We start from the raw sequence: 19513 nt of genomic DNA, 5'->3' as shown, positions 1-19513 counted from the left end.
CTAGAAATGAGACAACGGCAACGCGACACTATGGACTTCGCGGGAACTTACCGACTATGAGAGAAAACTTAATGAGCGAGCCCATTTCAGGTGCGGCGGTGGGTGTCGCCGGCTGGAAGATCATCGGCGGCCTTGCTGGCATGGGCGCTATCGGCGCAGGCCTTGCTACGTTCGTGGTGATGTCGATGACAAAGCCGAAGTCCGACCAAGAGTGGCGTGTCGCTCTGGTATCAACGCTTGTTGGCTCCATCGGCGGCGGGGCGGCCCTGGTCCGATATCTCGAAATTCAGCATTGGGTCCAAGACATATTTGGGATGATTGCCATGCTTGCATTGGTGTTTGCCTGTGGGCTGCCGGCGTGGGGCCTGGTGCGCGCTTGGTTCAAGTTCATGGAGAAGAAAAAGGACGCTGACCTGATGGAGATTGTCAGGGAAGTGAAGGGCAGTTTGTAATGGCGGTCACTAACGAACAGATACGGAAGATCGCCCCACGTTCAGCGGGATCCGTCGATCACATCGTGCCCGCGCTGAATGCGGCGATGGCGCGCTTCGGCATCAACACCCAGCGCCGCGCCGCCCACTTCCTGGCGCAACTGGTGCACGAAAGCGGGCAGTTCACCCGCACCCGGGAAAACTTGAATTACACCCCGAGCGCGATCATGGCCACCTTCAACCAGAAGGTGAAGCGCTTCACGCCGGCGGAGGCGGAGCAGTACGGCCGGACGCCCGCGCACCAAGCGGATCAACAGATGATCGCCAATATCGCCTACGCAAAGCGGATGGGAAACGGAGATGTAGCCAGCGGCGACGGGTGGAAGTACCGGGGCGCGGGCTGGATCCAGCTGACCGGCAAGGATTCGCAGCTGGAGTGCGCAGACTTCTTCGATGTCCATCCGAGCGTAGCAGGGCAGTGGCTGTCGACGCCGTCTGGCGGCGCGCTGTCGGCCGGATGGTTCTGGCGCAAGCATGGCTTGAACGAACTTGCTGACCGCGACGATGTGGACGCCGTGTCGGACATCATCAACATCGGTCGGCAGACTGATCGCGTGGGCGATGCGATCGGCTACCACGACCGCTTGATCGGTGCACAGATGTGCAAGGCGGTGCTGGCATGAGCGCGCTCGAGCGGCTACTGTTCCGCATCCTGGTCGGGGTGTGCTTGATCCTCGCTGCCTGGTTTGGTGTGCGCCATTATGGGACCGCCAAGTACGATGCCGGCCACGCCGCTGCGGTTGCCGCAGGCAAAGCGGAGTTTGAACGCAACGTGGCGGCCGCCCGGAAAACCGAGTCGAGCCTGCGCGCGCAGCTGCGCGAGAAAGATCTCAATGCACAGACAATGGAGCGTACATATGAAATATCTCTTGAAGTCGCTCAGCGTCGCATGCGTACTGGCGACGACCGCCTGCGCTGCCCCGCCGGGCAAGTACCAACAACCGCCGCGGCCGGCGATCGATCCATTGCCGCTGGACCTGGCAGTGACGTCGGAGGACCGGCAATTGTGCCGGAAGCTGCTGCAGACCTTCTCGGCGTCGCCTCAGACGTTGCTGGACTCGTGCGGCGATACGAGCGCGTCGTCGAGCGCTTCGAGGCCTGTCACGCAGTGAATCAGCGTTAGATCACACATTCGACAGGCGCGTTCGTCATGTGTATAGCTGGCTCGCTGACGGGTGAATCAGTACCCGTTCGGGCACGTCAAGCGGGACACCCTGCTCGACAAGCGCGCTGGCGCAGGCGGCTACACCGCGGAGAGCGACCAATTTAAGAGCCAAGTCAATTTGGGTGGCCGTATGGTGATTAGCGCAGGATTTCATTCCCCGATAATGCCGGCGTCTCGACTAGCTGAATATGCCCGCCAACAACGGGCGATACCGCGGTCACATGCGCGGTGCGGTCACCTTTAATCAGCTCGTCCCACGTGGAACCGGAGTGCCCGCCGCCCATGTCGAGCTCCTGACCGCAGCCACAGATGGTGCATGTTCGCTTTTCGTAGCCGTCGTACTCCCATTTATGCGCGGGATACAAGCGTTCGAACCATACTCTTAGCGCGGCCAGAATTCTCATGATATTCCCATTTTTTTGCAAAAAAGTTTGGGACATACATTACAGAAACTCTTAACCTTTGGCAACAAATCTTGCCGCTTCGGCTCCATATACCTCATCGGATGGAGCAGTTGTTATACTGACGTGCTATGCGCTTCAAGCCTGCCTCACACGCTTTGAACTACGGGCGATCCAGGATCGAAACCCCGGCGATTGCGACGTGCAGGCCCTTCTGTGGAGTCGCGCGGTTGCGGTCCCTGGTGCTCTACACGGACCAGCTTCAGCGTATGATCAACACGTTGCCTAGTCAGCAGGGAGATCTTCTCGATTCGCTTCGGAAGAAATTGGTCGACGAGCCATGCGTGAAGGAGTTCCCGCGGTTACCGCCGGCAGCCTAAATACGCTCCACAAATTTCTGATTGTCCGCATGGGTAGTAGGTTGTAGAAGCGCTTGCTCTGCCGTTTTGTGGAGCGGAAACGGCTCGTTGGCCCGCATGGTTGAGCCATTCCTTATGCAGCTTCCCAAGCTTACGATATGGGCGTCGTTCCGTCGGCAATCGATGTCCGAACGATCAGCCAGGGCCGTTACTATGCAAGTTGCGACGCAGCCTAGCCCGTCTGATGTCATCGTGCACCTTTGAGTACATCTCATCAAACGGGATAAGCACCATCAGAAGAATCACCACCTGCCAATAAGACAACACACAGAATAGTGAGAACGAAACTTTTTGGAGGGTCGTTATGTCTGCAGCTCGTGTAGCTGGCTCAAAGGTCGCAACCCAAGCGATAACTGGTGCGAGCAAGACAAGCATGATCAGAAGTAGGGCTGAGTGACCACAAGGAGTGATCAGTTTCCCGAGCCCTCCATCGACTGCTTGCGCCGGCTGCCCGCCACGTAAGGCATTCTTGACTGCATCGGGATAGACTAATGCAATCAACGCGCCCATGATCCCGAACACGATTGAGGTCGTATTTCGAAGCGTGTCGTATAGCGGCCACTGATCTTTAAGCGCTATGGGCGCGCCGAAGTAATAGCCTAGCCAGGCTATTACGACAACAATCCCAAAGCGGAAAAAGTTCATATCATCCTAGAGCAAGTACTGCACTGCGGTGAACCTGCAGTTGTGAAAGCAGGGTAGTCACATTGACCAGCTCGGCGTCAGTCCATATCACATCAATTTGATAGCCGACTCGAGCCTGACTTTTGCTAAGCCATTTCGTTTCACCAGTGCGCAGATGAAAACCTAGGTCATCTTGATCGCTGGCATCACTATTTCCCTCCCGGTCCTGCCAGCTAGAAATGGCAGCATCTAGCTCCTGAGTGGTGAAGCTCATCGGAAACTCTAGCCGTATCAATGACTCTTCGCGTAGCGGCGGAGGTTTGCGCAGAAAGCGGGAGATGTCCATCACTTTTTGCCAGCGTTGAAAATCTCCAGGAGACTCGGACGACAACGTGGTCTTGCTGAGCACTTTGTCAATCGCGGCTGCGTTGTGTCTAAGGTAGGTGATGTCCCCAGAGAGCACAATGGATTTTACAGAAAGTTTAGGAAAAGCGCCCGCAGTTGGTGTAGTGGTCGTCGTGTCCGGGCGATAGCCCACAATGTTGATCTCGCCATTTGGACCTGGCGGGCCCTGAATCACGTTCTGCGGATTGACGTTTTTAAGGAACGAAAGCATGTACTTCTTGAAAGCATCGAGGCCTTGAGTCTCATGTTTCAACCGAAGACATGCGATGCGTTGCTCTGCCGGCATGACCCAGAAATAAGTTGCGAAACCCGGGATTCGATTTCTATCGATGACAGTCTCGGCCGCCGAAGCGCTCCCTACAACGTCACCAACACCCACTGAAGTGATGTTGTTCTTGTTGCCCGGAAGGCGATTCCAGATGCCGATCAGGAAATCACCGTTCGTGTGCTTGGCTATATCGAGAAAGTAAGCCCCACCTACTACTGTTCCATCGGGCTCTTCGGTCGAGAAGGTCGATGTCTCCCCAAGTTGCTTGCCGCTCGCCCAAGAAGTAAGCGCGTCAAAAGTTTGGGAGATGCCACCGAACAAAGCTGGTGTATTGCCGCGAAAGGTGAAGTAGCCGCACTTGGGAAGCTCGTATAGCCAAATTTTAACGTCGGTCAACATAGTAGTCCTGATAATAAAGTGACACGATTATACGTATACTTCTGATCAGGCAATACTTAGATCGCACAAAACATCTGGCTGCTGGCGTAGCTTATGGCGTAAGTTTCAACAGAACAAGCATTTCTTCATAGTAGAACACGCCTATGCATCATGGGGGTAAGCTTTTCCGCCGTGCTGTTCTTGAGGGCGGCGGCGTTGATTTCCATTGGAGCGGTGGTCATGTAGTCGATGGTCGTGCGGCAGGGCGGGTGCAAAGCCTGGACTTGTCATTTTACCGCGATCGGGTGGCGAGCTGTAAAAGGGACAAGTCAGCGTGGCGCCAGGTGCGTGATCGCCCGGCCGGTCACGGCAACGAGAAAATTTGCTCCCGGCGAAGCGGTTTCCAGCCCTACAATGACGCCGGCTTCCGCTGTCAGTGGGGCGACATCCAACAACACGCGACGAGGATAGAAAGTGAACAGTTCAAACGATGCAGGCAAGGCTCCCAAAGGTGTCGATGCGGCGTACTGGGAGGCTTTTGTCCGCACCAGGGCGAAATACAAGTATCCAACCGGGAAGCAAAGCCTCGCCCGGTCCGGCATCCTGGTGGCCGCTTCTCTACTAGCCAGCCTGGTGTATTTCCAGTTTGTGGAATTCGGCGCATTGCCCTTGAATACGACGGCAAGCGAGATCGATTCGCTGCGGCTTCGCCTGGGCGTGTTCGGTGGCGCTGTGCTGGCGATGCCGCTGACCGCGGGGTATGCGATCTGGTTGTGGGTACGCCATCGCAAGGTGTTGAAGGAGACCGAGGCGCAGATGCGAAAAAGCGCGAATGCAAGGCCGGTCGAACAAAAATAAGCTGCCCAGGGCAGTGACGCTGCGCTGTGACCGAAAGTACGACTTAGCTGTCGGAAAACTTAACAAGTGTTGTTGCCGACCTGGCGTTTTGACCAGCTAACTGCTTGAAATCAAAGAAAACTGATATTTCTGGTGCGAAACTTGCTTGTCTTTGAGAAAAACAGGGAGTTCAAGATGAAAGCATTCGCCAGATTGATCGGATACGCCGTGCTCGGCCTTGCTGCCGTGTCGGCCAAGGCCGGCGTGATCGCAGTCGATACCGATTACCGCGCATTCGACGCCTCATCCGGTTACGTCGGTTTCGACATCACGACGCACGGCCTCATCATGGACCTGGATGTCGCGATCACCTTCTCGAAATGCGACAACCCCTACCTGAGCATGAACGGCCAGGCCTGCCTCAGCGAAAACAAACCCTTCGAGAACGAAATCGTCATCCGCCTCATCGGGCCGGATGGCCGCGTCGTCCGCCTGGTCAACGAAAACACCTATGACCAGGGCGACACCGGCGGCATTGGCCGCGTCACCGCGAACTTCGACGACAAAGGCGCGGCGCTCGGGCGGCGCGTGGCGGCGGGCTCCTTCCGCCCGGTGGAATCGCTCTCCCTGTTCGACGGCATGGACATGTTCGGCCACTGGCAGCTGTATTTCGAGGATACCAAGCGCTACGACCCGTTCGAGATATATGGCTCGCGCCTGGTGTTCACCGGGCAGCTGGGCACACCAGGCACGGACGTTCCGGAGCCGGCCAGCGTTCTGGTGTTCGGCGCCGGCCTGCTCGGGCTGGCCGCGACGCGCCGCCGCCTGCGCAAGCAGAAGTAATCGTGCGGCTGGCATCACGCCAGCGCACACAATTCGGGGTCACGCACACAATTCGGGGTCAGGTCTGACATTTGGACACGAGCTCGGCATTGAGTTTGAGGTTTGGGCTGTGCAGAACCGCTACCCCTGAAGGCCAGGATGCGCTTACGGTTGAGGCCGTGTCCGAATGTCAGACCTGACCCCGGGTCTGCAGTTCTTGACCCCGGGTCTGCAGTTCTACTGCCGCTAGGCCAGCGTGCAGTGTCCCGTCACGGCCGGCTTGCCGCCGGCTTCCACCACAAAATCCCCCGATTCCATTTCCGCCCGCAATGCGAGGGTCGTTCCCAGCGCAACCGGTGCGCGGAAGCGGCAGGCGATGGACGTGGCATGGCGCCCGGCATGCTTTTCCAGCGCGGCGCAGCTGGCTGCGAGTGTGTGCATGCCGTGGATGATCGGTGCGCGCATACCCATGAGGCGGGCACTCCAACGGTACAGGTGAATGGGATTCCAGTCGCCGGACAGGCGCGCATAGCGGCGGCCTGCGGCGGCGTCGAGTGTCCAATCCGTGACGATCTTCCCAGGCGAGGGCGCGGCTTCCTGCGCTGGCTTTCCATCGCGTCGGGTTCCGCGCTTGATCAGATAGGTGCTGGTGCAGGCAAATACCGGAGCATCGTTCGCACTGCCGATGGTCTCCAGGACGCAGCGCAGGGCGCCGCTGCTTGACGTCGGTAACAAGCGCAGGCTGGTACGCAGGAGGAGCGGCTGCCCGGGCTCGACCCGGCCATGTTCGGTCAGCGCATTCTCCATATGCACCATGCCCACGATCCGGAAAGCAAAGCGCGGGTCCAGCATCGTGGCCAGGTGCGCGCGCTGCGCAAGCACGTACCACCACGTGAGCGGGACACGCCCTTCCATGAAACCAAAAGCCGCGCGGTAGCGGGCGATGTCTTCGACGGGAAGGCTATCCAGCCGGTACGCGGTGACGAGTTCCGGCATCGCCCCGTCCGGACATGACTGCGGGCGCTGCCCTGGAAACTTCAGCAGCGCCCGCAGCAGGGTAGGCAAACCCATCGCCGGCAGGGCCGGCGCAGAAAACGACATCAGCCTTCGGCGACCCGGCGCGCAATGTGCGCCAGCGCTTCGTCGACCTGGTCGATCAGAATCAGGCACAAATCGCCCGCTTCCAGGCGCGACAGGGCGCGGTCGATGGCGACGAATTCGCCGTTGATTTCCTCGACGTGGCTGGTGCGGGTGGCGCCATCGAGGCCCTTGCGCAGGAGCGCCACGACTTCGCCGTCCGGACGGCCGCGCTGGCACTGGTCCTGGTAGAGCAGCACATCGTCGAAAGCCCGGCCGAGGATCTCGGTCTGCTGGGTGATGTCCTGGTCGCGGCGATCGCCCGCGCCGCTGATCACCACCGAGCGGCGTTTCGCCGGCATCGCTTCGACGGCATTGACCAGGGCGGCGATCGCGTCCGGGTTGTGGCCGTAGTCGGCGATGAGGGTGGCGCCGCGGTAGTCGAACACGTTGAAGCGGCCCGGCGCGTTGTCGCTCTCGCCGACAAAGGTACGCAGGCCGGCGCGGATAACGTCCCACGAGATGTCGACCGCCCAGGCGGCAGCCACCGAGGCCATCACGTTCTCGACCTGGAAGCCGACGGCGCCGCCGCGGGTGATCGGTACGTCGGCGAGCGGCACGCGGTGCTCGACCTTGCCCTGGGCCGCGACCAGCTGGCCGTCTTCGACGAAGACGACGCGGCGGCCCTGGGCGCGGTGCATGGCCATCAGGGGGTTGTTGACGTCGAGCGCGAAGAAGGTGACGTCGCCATGGGTGTTCTCGGCCATCGCGGCCACCACCGGGTCGGCGGCATTGAGCACGGCCATGCCGCCCACGGCCACGTTCTGGACGATCACGCGCTTGAGTACCGCAAGGTCTTCCAGCGTGGTGATGTAGTTCAGGCCGAGGTGGTCGCCTGCGCCGATGTTGGTGACCACCGCTACCTGGCAGCGGTCGAAAGCCAGGCCTTCGCGCAGCAGGCCGCCGCGCGCCGTTTCGAACACGGCGGCGTCGACATCCGGGTGCAGCAGCACGTTGCGCGCGCTGCGCGGGCCGGAGCAGTCGCCGCTGTCGATGCGGCGGCCTTCGATGTAGACGCCGTCGGTGTTGGTCATGCCCGTGCGCAGGCCGGAAGCGGTGAGCAGGTGGGCGATCAGGCGCACGGTCGTGGTCTTGCCGTTGGTGCCGGTCACGGCCACCACCGGGATGCGGCCGTCGTCGCCGTCCGCGAACAGGGTCGAGACGATGGCCTCGCCGATCGGGCGGCTCTTGCCGAACGAAGGCGACAGGTGCATGCGCAGGCCCGGCGCGGCATTGACTTCGACGATGCCGCCGTTCTGTTCTTCGATGGGTTTGAGCACGCTGTCGCAGACCAGGTCGACGCCGCAGATGTCCAGGCCCACCATGTGGGCGGCCGCGATGCAGCGCTCGGCGACTTCCGGGTGCACGTCGTCGGTGACGTCGGTGGCGGTGCCGCCGGTCGACAGGTTGGCGTTATTGCGCAGCACGACGCGCTGGCCCTGGGCCGGCCTGGAATCGGCGTTCATGCCGCTTGCGGCCAGCGTGGCCAGGGCGATGTCGTCGAAACGGATCTTGGTCAGCGAAGTCGAATGGCCTTCGCCGCGGCGCGGGTCGCGGTTGACCTGCTCGACCAGTTCGCGCACCGTGTGCACGCCGTCGCCGACCACGAAGGGCGGGTCGCGGCGCGCGGCGGCCACCAGCTTGTCGCCGATGACGAGCAGGCGGTAGTCGTAGCCGGGCAGGTAGCGCTCGACCAGGATGTCGTCGCGGAATTCCGACGCGGTGTGGAAACCGGCCGTGAGCTGTTCCCTGGTGGTGACGTTGACCGTCACGCCCTTGCCCTGGTTGCCGTCCTTCGGCTTGATCACGACCGGCAGGCCGATCTCCTGGGCGGCGGCCCAGGCGTCGTCGGGGTCGCTGACGCTGCGGCCTTGCGGCACCGGCACGCCGGCGGCGTCGAGCAGCTTCTTGGTCAGTTCCTTGTCCTGCGCGATGGTCTCGGCAATCGCGCCGGTGGCGTCGATCTCGGCGGCCTGGATGCGGCGCTGGCGGCTGCCCCAGCCGAACATGACGAGGCTGCCCTCGGTCAGGCGGCGGAAGGGAATATTGCGCGCCACTGCCGCCTGCACGATCGAACCGGTGGACGGACCAAGACGCACGTCTTCGTCGACTTCGCGCAGGCGGGCGAGGGCGCCTGCCAGGTCGAAGGCGGTGTCGTTGCGGGCAGCCTCGCACAGTTGCTGGGCCAGTTCGATGGCCAGGCGGCCGACCTCTTCCTCGCTGTATTCGACCACCACCTGGTAGATGCCCGGTTCGAGCGTGGCGGTGGTGCGGCTGAAGGTGACGGGGCAGCCGGCTTCGGCCTGCAGCGACAGCGTCGCGCGCTCGAGCACCTGGGCCATCGACACGGTGTCGACATGGCCGGTCGGCTGCAGGTAGCCTACCTGCGGAAAGCGGGCGCGCAGGCGCGCTTCGAAGCCGTCGAGCGTGCCGATCGATTCTTCGTCCGGGGTGCAGGCGACGATCGCCTCCACCGAGGTGTGGTGGCTCCAGAGGTTGGGGCCACGCAGGGCCCGTACGCGAGATACTTCCATAAACCGTCAGTCCTTTCGCGGCGCCGCATGCTCGTCGAGCAGTGCGGGCGCCAGGGCCCGGCGCGGCGGCCGGGCCATGCTTGTATTAGTGATGCGTCTTTTTAGGGGTGGCGTCGAAGGCGCGCAGGCCGCCGCAGATCAGGTCCGGCGGTACGCCCAGCGCCCACGCCGCGGCCACTGCCGCCAGCACGCTGTCCGGATGCTTGACCGTCGCCGGCGGGATCTTCGACAGCTCCAGCAGCGCGGTTTCCTCATCGAAGCCCTCGGCCAGGATGATGCGGTTGTCGCGCACGAAGACGACGCGCTCGCCTTCGGCGCGGTGGCTGGCGATGACCTGGTTCTCTTCGTCGAGCGCGTAGAAGATCACGCGGCCGTCGGACAGTTCGGCCAGCGCCGCCACGGCTTCATTGGCGGCGTTGAGCACGGCGGCGCCTTCCGGCAGGATGACGTCGACCTGGCTGCGCACGACGTTATGCAGCGCGTCCTGGTCGCGGATGTAGAACTCGGCCAGATCGTCCAAGCCTTCCATGTCGGTCACGATGCCCACCGTGCAGCGGTCGTAGGGCAGGCCCTCCGCCAGGATCGAGCGCGCATTCGACTCGAACACGGCGGTCTGCACGGTGCGGTTGATCAGGATGCGCTGGCCGGCGTCGAAGCCGGTAGCGTCTTTCGCGGTGACCTTGCGCGCATCCAGGTACAGGCCTTCGCCGTTGGCCACGCCCACGTGCTTGCCCGTGATGTGCACCAGGCAGCCGACCAGGCGCGCGATCAGGCTGGTGCCCAGCGTGCCGGTGACGCCGACCACGGGGATACGGCCGGTTTCCGTTTCCGGGAACAGGTGGTCGACGATCGCCTTGCCGACATTGCGCGGCTCGCCGCTGGCCGGCTTGATGTGCGCCAGCAGCCCCGGGCTCGAATTGACTTCGATGATGGCGCCGCGCTGTTCCTCCAGCGGGCGGCTGATGTCGCTGGTGACCAGGTCGATGCCGGCGATGTCCAGGCCGACGATGCGCGCGGCCAGTGCCGCGGCATGCGCCACCGACGGATGCATCTGGTCGGTGACGTCGTCGGCGACGTTGCCGTTCACCTGGATCAGCACTTTCTGGCCGGCCTGCGGCACGGAATCGGGCGTGAGGCCCTGGCGCTTCAGGTCGAGCAGGATCTCGTCGTCCTGCGGGGTGACGCGCCCCAGCGGGTGCTCTTCGCTGTCGCCGCGGCGCGGGTCGGTGTTGATCTGGCTGTCGCACAGCTGGGTGACGGTCGATTCGCCATCGCCCGTGACCCACAGCGAGTCCCCCTTGGCGGCGGCGACGACCTTGCGCCCGACCACCAGCAGGCGGTGCTCGTTGCCCGGGATGAAGCGCTCGACCAGCACAGCGCTGCTGTCGCCGGCTTCCGAGGCGATCGCGTAGGCGGTGGTGACTTCGGCCTCGGTCATGAGGTTCAGGGTCACGCCGCGCCCGTGGTTGCCGTCGACCGGTTTGACCACCACCGGCAGGCCGATGTCCTGGGCTTCTTCCCATGCCTGTTCGGCGCTGCGTACCAGGGCGCCTTCCGGCACCGGCACGCCGCACGAGGACAGCAGGGTCTTGGTCAGGTCCTTGTCGCTGGCGATGCCTTCGCCGATGGCGCTGGTGCGGTCGGTCTCTGCGGTCCAGATGCGGCGCTGCGCGGCGCCGTGGCCGAGCTGCACCAGGTTGCCTTCGGTAAGGCGGATCGACGGGATGCCGCGGCTGGTGGCGCCGTCGACGATGTGCGCGGTGGAGGGGCCGAGGCAAAAGCGGTCGACCAGGTCGGTCAGGTGCCGGACCGTGGCGGCCATGTCGAAGGGCGTGTCGTTGATGGCGGCCATGATCAGGGCGTGGCCGGCGTCCAGCGCGGCGCGGCCGACGACGGGGTCGCGCGTGCGGAAGGCCATCTTGTACACGCCAAGCTCGCCGGTCGAGCGGGTCTTGCCGAAGCCGGTCTTCATGCCGGCCAGGTTCTGCAGCTCGAGCACGATGTGCTCGAGGATGTGGCCGGCCCAGGTGCCTTCGTGCAGACGCTCGACGAAGCCGCCATGGTGGCCGACGCCGCAATGGTGGGCCATCAGGCCGGGCAGCCAGGCGAGCAGGCGGTCGGTGAAGCCGGGCAAGGTGTGCGAGGGGTAGTCTTCGAGTTCGCCGATGTCGAGCCAGGCTTCGATGACCGGGCGGTAGGTCCAGATGTTCGGACCGCGCAGGTGGTTCACGCGGAGGAACTTGATGTCGTTCTTCTTGTTCATGAAAAAATGTCTTTGCCGGCCGCCGCTGCTCGCATGCCGCGTGCCTTTACCTATGTTTGCCTGCCTGTCACTACGGTACCGAAAGCCGGGGTTCCGCAGCGCACATCATGTATACTTGCCGGCCCGAAGCTTACCGTGCCGCAACGTTTTCTGCCAAGCTTCGTTCCTGTCATCCAAAAGATACGCAGAAACGTTATATCTGTTTGTGGAGCATTTCACGCAAACGGACGCGCCGGCAGACCTGTGCGCTGTCAAGGCGGCCCTGTTACACACCCCACCAGAACCCATTGCCTGATGTCGGGCGCATTACATGACAACTCAACAACTTGCTATTCCGTCGTCCCTGGCGGTCACCGCCGGCGTGTTGCCTGAACATTGGCAAAATGACGTTACGAAACAGCTTGCACCAGGGGAAAACGTTTTAAACAGTGTCGAGGTTGACCTCGATGCGAAATTACGTTTCACGAAAGGCCTGGTGGTGGTCACCGACCGCCGCCTGCTGGCCCGTGCGCCGGGCGAGAGCAACTGGCGCGACTGGGGCTGGCGCGCCGGTTTGGCGCTGCGCCACCACGACCACGCCGGTGTCGGCCACCTGGAGCTGGTCGATACGGAAGGCTTGCTGGCATCCTGGCGCTTCACGCTGGGGCAGAACCTGCACGCGGTGCGCGTGGCCGATGCGTTTGCCGACCAGCTCAAGAGCCACCTCTCGGGCGTGCCGGTGTCGAAACCCGACCAGCATGCCTGCCCGAGCTGCAAGGCGCCGCTCGAGGCCGACGACGCCGAGTGCGCGGTGTGCGCCAAGGTGCTGCACACGCCGCCTTCCACCTGGACCCTGTTCCGCCTGTGGCGCTTCGCCCGGCCCTACAAGGGGCAGCTGCTGCTCGGCTTCCTCCTGATGCTCGGTTCGACGGCGGCGCACATGATCCCGCCGTATCTCACCAAGCCGCTGATGGACAATGTCCTGATCCCGTACCAGAACGGCCAGACCATCGACGTGTCGCTCGTCTATTTGTATATGGGAGGGCTGTTCGGCGCCTCCCTGCTGGCCTGGGCGCTCGGCTGGGGCAAGACCTATGTGCTGGCGCTGGCGTCGGAGCGCATCAGCGCCGACCTGCGCTCGACCACCTACGAGCACCTGCTGCGGCTCTCGCTTGAATTTTTCGGGGGCAAACGCACGGGCGACCTGATGTCGCGCATCGGCAGCGGTTCCGACCGGATCAGTGTGTTCCTGTCGCTGCACCTGCTCGACTTCCTGTCGGACGTCCTCCTGATCATCATGACCGGCGTGATCCTGTTCAGCATGGACCCTTGGCTGGCCCTGGTCACCCTGGTGCCGCTGCCCTTCATCGCCTGGATGATCCACGTGGTGCGCGACCGGCTGCGCACCGGGTTCGAGAAGATCGACCGCGTGTGGGGCGAGGTCACCAACGTGCTGGCCGATACGATTCCCGGCATCCGCGTGGTGAAGGCGTTTGCCCAGGAAAAGCGCGAAGCGAACCGCTTCCGCGAAGCCAACCGCCACAACCTGATCGTCAACGACAAGTTGAACAAGGTCTGGTCGCTGTTCTCGCCCACCGTCTCGCTGCTGACCGAGCTGGGCTTGCTCGTGATCTGGTGCTTCGGCATCTGGCAGGTGTCGCAAGGCGACATCACGGTGGGCACGCTGTCGGCCTTCATCGCCTATAGCGGCCGCTTCTACGTGAAGCTCGATTCCATGAGCCGCATCGTGTCGGTTACCCAGAAATCGGCGTCGGCGGCCAAGCGCATCTTCGACATCCTCGACCACGTCTCGAGCGTGCCGGACCCGGTCAACCCGGTCACGGTGCCCAGGGTGGCCGGCAACATCGAGCTGCGCGAAGTCGGTTTCCGCTACGGTAACCGGGCCGTGAACCGCGGCATCTCCCTGAAGATCAAGGCCGGCGAGATGGTCGGCCTGGTCGGGCATTCCGGTTCGGGCAAGAGCACGCTGGTGAACCTGATCTGCCGCTTCTACGACGTGGCCGAAGGCGCGATCCTGCTGGACGGCGTCGACATCCGCAGCTTCGCGGTGGCCGACTACCGCCGCCACATCGGGCTGGTGCTGCAGGAGCCTTTCCTGTTCTTCGGGACGATTGCCGAGAACATCGCCTACGGCAAGCCGGGCGCGACGCGCGAAGAAATCATCGCCTCGGCGCGCGCGGCCCACGCCCACGAATTCATCCTGCGCCTGCCACAGGGCTACGACTCGATGGTGGGCGAGCGCGGCCAGGGCCTGTCCGGCGGCGAGCGCCAGCGCATCTCGATCGCGCGCGCGCTGCTGATCGACCCGCCGATCCTGATCCTGGACGAAGCGACGTCCTCGGTGGACTCGGAAACCGAGAAGGAAATCCAGAAGGCGCTCGACAACCTGGTCAAGGGCCGTACCACGATCGCGATCGCCCACCGACTGTCGACGCTGCACCGCGCCGACCGCCTGGTGGTGCTGGACCGCGGCGTGGTGGTCGAAGAAGGCAACCACGACGACCTGATGGCGCGCGAAGGCGCTTACCACCGCCTCTACGAAGCGCAGGCGCGCAACGTGGACCAGGATCCAGACGACAAGGACGATTGAATGAGCACGACATTTCAACTACGCCGCGACAGCTTTGGCAAGCTGGTGCTCACCACCGCCGAAGGTGAAGAGCACGTGGGCGTGATTCCGGTACGCGCCTTCCCGATCCAGGCCCCGACCCGCGGCATCTCGCTGGTGCGCGACGGGGGCAAGGAAGCGGCCTGGATCGACGACCTGGACGCGCTGCCGGAGCAGGTGCGCAGCCTGGTGCAGGAAGAAATCGAAGGCCGCGAATTCATTCCCGAGATCCTGCACATCAAGGACGTCTCGAGCTTCGCCACGCCCTGCACCTGGTATGTGAAGACCGACCGCGGCGACACCGAGTTCGTGCTCAAGGTGGACGAAGACATCCGGCGTGTCGGCGAGGCTTCGCTCTTGGTGGCGGACAACCACGGCATCAACTTCCTGGTGCGCGACATCTTCCGCATCGACAAGCACTCGCGCAAGATCCTCGACCGTTTCCTGTAAGCCGGCCACGCGCCGCCGAAGCAGGATTGACCCGGCCGGGCGCGCCCGATCGACGGATAGCGTACGCGCGCCCACATACGCAGCCCTGGCCTGCGGGTAGAGTCGGTCCATTCCCAATCCGACCTGCAGGAGCTGCCATGGACTCGATCAACCGCAACCAACCTGAAATCAACCGGCTCGACCTGACCGGCAGCGGCGCCATCGCCCGCCTCAAGGAGATGGTGGACGATGCCGAATCGTGCTTCTTCATCACGCAGAACGGCATCGGCCCGAGCCGTGGCGTGCGCCCGATGAGCGTGCGCGAGGCCGACGACGCCGGCCAGCTGTGGTTCCTCAGCGCCAACGACAGCCACAAGAACGCCGAACTGGCGGCCAACCCGGCGGTCAAGCTCTACTTCCAGAAGAACGCCCATGCCGGCTTTTTGGAAGTCGAAGGCTATGCCGAGATCGTGACCGACCGCGCGCGCATCAAGCAGTTGTGGAATTTCATGCTCAAGACCTGGTTCACCGAAGGCGAAGACGATCCGCGCATCACCGCCATCCGCGTGATCCCGCGCCAGGGCTACTACTGGGACAACAAGCACGGCGACGCGGTGGCCGGCGCCAAGATCGTGGTCGGCGCGGTGCTCGGCAAGACGCTGGACGATTCGATCGAAGGCACGCTGAGCTTCTGACCGGCGGTTCCGCCCCATGCCGATCTCGCCAGCGCACTTCGTAGTGGTCACCATCGGGTCGGCCGGCGACCTGTTTCCCTTCATGCGCCTGGCCCTGGCGCTGAAACAGACCGGGCAGCGCGTCACCCTGCTCGGGCCGGTGCAGCATGCGCCCTTCGTGGAAGGCGCCGGCTTGCCTTTTCACGGCCTGCCGGCGGACGAAGCGGTGCTCGACCATCCCGACCTGTGGCATCCGACGCGCGGCTTTGCCGTCGTGTGGGGTGCGACGCGCGCCGCCATGGCGCAGCTACCCGGCTTCGTGGCCGCCCTGCCGCCCGGCGAGCAGGTGGTGCTGCTGGCCCATCCGCTGGCCCTGCCGGAGGCGGACCTGTGCCGCACGCGCCGGCCCGGCCTGAAGGTGGCGGCGGCCTACCTGGCGCCGTCGAACCTGCCCACCGTGCACGACCCGCTCATGCTCGGGCCGTATGCGGTGCCGCGCTGGGTGCCCCTGGGTGCGCGCCGCTGGCTGTGGCGCCGCATCGGCAATGCGCTCGTCAACCCGGTGGCGCTGCCGGATGTGAATGCGGCGCGCAGCCGGCATGGCCTGGCGCCGGTCGCAGACCTCATCGACCACATCGTGGCGGTACCGGACCTGTCGGTCACCCTGTTCCCCGAATGGTTCGCCCCGACCCAGCCGGACTGGCCGCAGCCCTTGGCACGCGGCGACTTTCCCCTGTACGACCCGACGCCGGATGCGCAACTGGCGCCCGGTATTGCCCGCTTCATCGAAGAGGGCACGCCGCCGGTCGTGTTCACGCCGGGTACCGGCAACCGCCAGGCCGCCCATTATTTCCGCTGCGCGCTGGACGCGTGCGCACGCCTCGGCCTGCGCGCGATCTTCCTGACGCCGCACCGCAAGCAGCTGCCGGTCCACCTGCCGTCGCCCGTGCTGTGGCAGGACTATGTGCCGCTGCGCGTCCTGCTGCCGCACGTCGCCGCGCTGGTGCATCACGGGGGCATCGGCACCACCGCCGAAGCACTGCGCGCGGGCACGCCGCAATTGGTCGTACCGCTGGCGCACGACCAATTCGACAATGCGGCGCGGGTGGACAGGCTCGGCGTGGGCGCCAGCCTGCACGCCGCGCGCCTGACACCAAGGCGTCTCACGGCCGCGCTGCGCCGGGTGGGCCGGGAAGACGTGGCCTTGCGCGCCAGGCAGGCCAGCGCCCGGTTCGACGGCCCGGACGGCCTGGCACAGCTATGCGACCGCCTGCTGACCCTTGCCGCCACGGGCTAGCACTATTGTTCGTGAGCGCACGGTCGGCGCGCCCGAGGCGCGCGACAATGGCGCATCGACCATGAGGATGGAATGGGCATGCGCAAACAAAATAAAAGGATGCTGGATGCCGACGATGGCGCGGTCGGCTACGTAAGGGTGCGCGGTGCGCGCGAGCACAACCTGAAGAACGTCGATGTCGACATCCCGCGCGGCGCGCTGGTGGTGTTCACCGGCGTGTCGGGTTCCGGTAAATCCTCGCTGGCCTTCGGCACGCTGTACGCGGAAGCCCAGCGGCGCTACCTGGAGTCGGTCTCGCCCTATGCGCGCCGCCTGTTCCACCAGATGCCGGTGCCGGAAGTCGACGAGATCGAAGGCCTGCCGCCGGCCGTCGCCCTGCAGCAGCAGCGCGGCTCGCCCACCGCGCGCTCCTCGGTCGGCAGCGTCAGCACCCTGTCCAATTCCCTGCGCATGCTGTACTCGCGCGCCGGCGACTATCCGCAAGGGCAGGAGCTGCTGTATGCCGAGTCGTTCTCGCCGAATACTCCGGAAGGCGCCTGCACCCAGTGCTCGGGCCTGGGCCGCGCGTATGAAGTGACCGAACAGTCGCTGGTGCCGGACGATACGCTCACCATCCGCGAGCGCGCAGTCGCCGCCTGGCCGCCGGCCTGGCATGGCCAGAACCTGCGCGACATCCTGGTGACCATGGGCTACGACGTCGATACCCCGTGGCGCGAGCTGCCGAAAAAGGACCGCGACTGGATCCTGTTCACCGACGAGACGCCGACCGTTCCCGTGTATGCCGGCCTCACGCCCAAGGAAACCAAGGCGGCGCTCAAGCGCAAGGAGACGCCCAGCTACCAGGGCACCTTCACCGGTGCGCGCCGCTACGTGCTGCAGACCTTTGCCAATACCGAGAGCGCGTCCATGAAAAAGCGCGTCGCGCGCTACATGGTCAGTACCGAATGCCCGCTGTGCCGCGGCAAGCGGCTGCGCCAGGAAGCACTGTCGGTGACCTTTGCCGGCATGGACATCACCGAGATGTCGCGCACGCCGCTGGCGCGGCTCAGTGAACTCATGAAGCCGTATGCGGCAGGCGAAGCCCTGAAGGACAAGCGCCGCGCCAGGGAGCATCCCGAGCAGATGATCGTCACTCAGCGCATCGCGCAGGACCTGTGCGCGCGCCTTGGCGTGCTGCTCGACCTGGGCCTGGGCTACCTGGCGCTGGAGCGCAGCACCCCGACCCTGTCGCCGGGCGAACTGCAGCGTCTGCGCCTGGCCACCCAGGTGCGCTCGAACCTGTTTGGCGTGGTGTACGTGCTGGACGAACCTTCGGCCGGCCTGCACCCGGCCGATACCGAGGCCCTGCTCGATGCGCTGGCCCAGTTGAAAAGCGCCGGCAACTCGCTGTTCGTGGTCGAGCATGCGCTGGACGTGATCCGCCAGGCCGACTGGATCGTCGATGTCGGCCCGGCCGCGGGCGAGAAGGGCGGCCAGGTGCTGTACAGCGGGGCGCCGGCCGGCCTGAAAGGCGTCGCGGCCTCGCAGACCCGCAGCTACCTGTTCGACGAATTGCCGCTGGCGCCGCGCACGCCGCGCGAACCGTCCGGCTGGCTGCGGCTGGAAGGGGTCAGCCGCAACAACCTTGACAAGCTCGACGCCGAATTCCCGCTCGGCGTGTTGAGCGCGGTGACCGGGGTCTCCGGTTCCGGCAAATCCAGCCTGGTCAGCCAGGTGCTGGTGGAGCTGGTGGCCGCGGCGCTCGGCCATGCAGCGCCGGAGCTGGAAGCAGGCGAGGGCGAGGAGCCCGGGCTGGAGCAGGAAGCAGCGCTGCCGCTGGAAGGGCGCATCGTCTCCGGCATGGAAGGCGTGCGGCGCATGGTGCGGGTCGACCAGAAGCCGATCGGCCGCACCCCGCGCTCGAACCTGGCCACCTATACCGGCCTGTTCGACGGCGTGCGCAAGCTGTTCGCGGCCACGCCGGACGCGAAGAAGCGCCGCTACGATGCCGGGCGCTTCTCGTTCAACGTGGCCAAGGGCCGCTGCGAGCACTGCGCCGGCGAAGGCTTCGTGATGGTCGAGCTGCTGTTCCTGCCCAGCGTGTATGCGCCATGCCCGACCTGCGAAGGCGCGCGCTACAACGCCAAGACGCTGGAAGTGACCTACCGCGGGCGCAACATCGCCCAGGTGCTGGGCATGACGGTGGGGGAGGCGATCGATTTCTTCGAGGGCGAGCCGCTGGTCGGGCGCGCGCTCGAAGTGCTGCGCGAAGTGGGGCTGGACTACCTGCGCCTGGGCCAGCCGGCCACCGAGCTGTCGGGCGGCGAGGCGCAGCGCATCAAGCTGGCATCGGAACTGCAGCGCGCCGGCCGCGGCAACACTCTGTACGTGCTGGACGAGCCGACCACGGGCCTGCACCCGCGCGACGCCGACCGCCTGGTGGTGCAGCTCAACCGCCTGGTCGACGCCGGCAATACGGTGATCGTGGTCGAGCACACGATGCGGGTGGTGGCCGGCTGCGACTGGGTGATCGACGTGGGACCGGGGGCGGGCGACAATGGCGGCACCGTGGTGTGCGCGGGGCCGCCTGCCGAGGTGGCGGAATGCAAGGCGAGCCGGACGGCGCCCTACCTGGCGGCGCACCTGGCCTGGCCGGCGCGCGGCCAGTGATACCTGCACGCAGGCGGAGAGTCGATTTCATCATGACAAGCTTTGTAGCAATTCGACTATCCAATTGTGCGAATGAAATTCGGTGCGTACGTTACACTTAGGATATTTTTCT

General features: G+C 64.3%; 16 protein-coding genes. 10 read left to right on the top strand and 6 right to left on the bottom strand.

Going from position 1 to position 19513, the window contains the following annotated elements; all coding sequences use genetic code 11:
* Positions 1-71 precede the first annotated feature (71 nt).
* From AC3XQU_RS07115 to AC3XQU_RS07105, 3 genes are read left to right on the top strand one after another with little or no spacing between them, the layout of a single operon-like run.
* The gene (locus AC3XQU_RS07115) at positions 72-452 is read left to right on the top strand and encodes a hypothetical protein (RefSeq protein WP_489873443.1); all 381 of its coding nucleotides are present in this window, start codon (positions 72-74) and stop codon (positions 450-452) included.
* Positions 452-1114, top strand: coding sequence for a glycoside hydrolase family 19 protein (locus AC3XQU_RS07110; protein WP_489873442.1), 663 nt, complete (start codon positions 452-454; stop codon positions 1112-1114). Before AC3XQU_RS07115 ends, AC3XQU_RS07110 begins: the two co-directional genes overlap by 1 nt.
* Positions 1111-1614 carry a hypothetical protein gene (locus AC3XQU_RS07105; RefSeq protein ID WP_489873441.1) on the top strand — a complete coding sequence of 168 codons (504 nt, stop codon included), beginning with the start codon at positions 1111-1113 and terminating at the stop codon, positions 1612-1614. The genes AC3XQU_RS07110 and AC3XQU_RS07105 overlap by 4 nt, the downstream gene beginning before the upstream one ends.
* A gap of 179 nt (positions 1615-1793) precedes the next feature.
* Here the strand turns inward: AC3XQU_RS07105 and AC3XQU_RS07100 are convergent, their stop codons facing one another.
* From AC3XQU_RS07100 to AC3XQU_RS07090, 3 genes are all read right to left on the bottom strand, one after another.
* The gene (locus AC3XQU_RS07100; protein WP_489873440.1) at positions 1794-2060 is read right to left on the bottom strand and encodes a hypothetical protein; all 267 of its coding nucleotides are present in this window, start codon (positions 2058-2060) and stop codon (positions 1794-1796) included.
* 551 nt (positions 2061-2611) lie between these two features.
* On the bottom strand, positions 2612-3121 hold the full coding sequence (locus AC3XQU_RS07095; protein WP_489873439.1) for a hypothetical protein: 510 nt from the start codon (positions 3119-3121) through the stop codon (positions 2612-2614).
* A gap of 1 nt (position 3122) precedes the next feature.
* A complete protein-coding gene (locus tag AC3XQU_RS07090; RefSeq protein WP_489873438.1) occupies positions 3123-4172 on the bottom strand; it encodes a hypothetical protein in 1050 nt (349 codons plus the stop codon).
* 453 nt (positions 4173-4625) lie between these two features.
* Here AC3XQU_RS07090 and AC3XQU_RS07085 point away from each other — a divergent pair, with 453 nt between their 5' ends.
* Positions 4626-5009 carry a hypothetical protein gene (locus AC3XQU_RS07085; protein ID WP_489873437.1) on the top strand — a complete coding sequence of 128 codons (384 nt, stop codon included), beginning with the start codon at positions 4626-4628 and terminating at the stop codon, positions 5007-5009.
* A gap of 174 nt (positions 5010-5183) precedes the next feature.
* Positions 5184-5831, top strand: coding sequence for a PEP-CTERM sorting domain-containing protein (locus tag AC3XQU_RS07080; protein WP_489873436.1), 648 nt, complete (start codon positions 5184-5186; stop codon positions 5829-5831).
* Positions 5832-6056: 225 nt separating this feature from the next.
* Here AC3XQU_RS07080 and AC3XQU_RS07075 read toward each other — a convergent pair whose 3' ends face one another.
* From AC3XQU_RS07075 to AC3XQU_RS07065, 3 genes are all read right to left on the bottom strand, one after another.
* Complete coding sequence (locus tag AC3XQU_RS07075) at positions 6057-6911, bottom strand: MaoC/PaaZ C-terminal domain-containing protein (protein ID WP_489873435.1); 855 nt, start codon at positions 6909-6911, stop codon at positions 6057-6059.
* On the bottom strand, positions 6911-9481 hold the full coding sequence (cphA, locus tag AC3XQU_RS07070) for a cyanophycin synthetase (protein ID WP_489873434.1): 2571 nt from the start codon (positions 9479-9481) through the stop codon (positions 6911-6913). Before cphA ends, AC3XQU_RS07075 begins: the two co-directional genes overlap by 1 nt.
* 85 nt (positions 9482-9566) lie before the next feature.
* Positions 9567-11744, bottom strand: a complete 2178-nt coding sequence (locus tag AC3XQU_RS07065) for a cyanophycin synthetase (RefSeq protein ID WP_489873433.1) — start codon at positions 11742-11744, stop codon at positions 9567-9569.
* Between the two features lie 310 nt (positions 11745-12054).
* Here AC3XQU_RS07065 and AC3XQU_RS07060 point away from each other — a divergent pair, with 310 nt between their 5' ends.
* The 5 genes from AC3XQU_RS07060 (at position 12055) to AC3XQU_RS07040 (ending at position 19401) form a co-directional block, all read left to right on the top strand.
* Positions 12055-14334 carry a cyanophycin metabolism-associated ABC transporter gene (locus AC3XQU_RS07060; protein WP_489873432.1) on the top strand — a complete coding sequence of 760 codons (2280 nt, stop codon included), beginning with the start codon at positions 12055-12057 and terminating at the stop codon, positions 14332-14334.
* Positions 14335-14802 carry a cyanophycin metabolism-associated DUF1854 family protein gene (locus AC3XQU_RS07055; RefSeq protein ID WP_489873431.1) on the top strand — a complete coding sequence of 156 codons (468 nt, stop codon included), beginning with the start codon at positions 14335-14337 and terminating at the stop codon, positions 14800-14802.
* A gap of 137 nt (positions 14803-14939) precedes the next feature.
* A complete protein-coding gene (locus tag AC3XQU_RS07050) occupies positions 14940-15476 on the top strand; it encodes a pyridoxamine 5'-phosphate oxidase family protein (RefSeq protein WP_489873430.1) in 537 nt (178 codons plus the stop codon).
* 16 nt (positions 15477-15492) lie between these two features.
* Positions 15493-16752: a glycosyltransferase gene (locus tag AC3XQU_RS07045; RefSeq protein ID WP_489873429.1), complete on the top strand. Its 1260-nt coding sequence runs from the start codon at positions 15493-15495 to the stop codon at positions 16750-16752.
* Positions 16753-16830: 78 nt separating this feature from the next.
* The gene (locus tag AC3XQU_RS07040; RefSeq protein WP_489873428.1) at positions 16831-19401 is read left to right on the top strand and encodes an excinuclease ABC subunit UvrA; all 2571 of its coding nucleotides are present in this window, start codon (positions 16831-16833) and stop codon (positions 19399-19401) included.
* Positions 19402-19513: the final 112 nt, after the last annotated feature.

This window comes from Telluria sp. AZSoR62 (genome assembly GCF_058111565.1).
The sequence above is the reverse complement of the archived record's forward strand: the minus strand, read 5'-3'. Positions and strand labels throughout refer to the sequence as shown.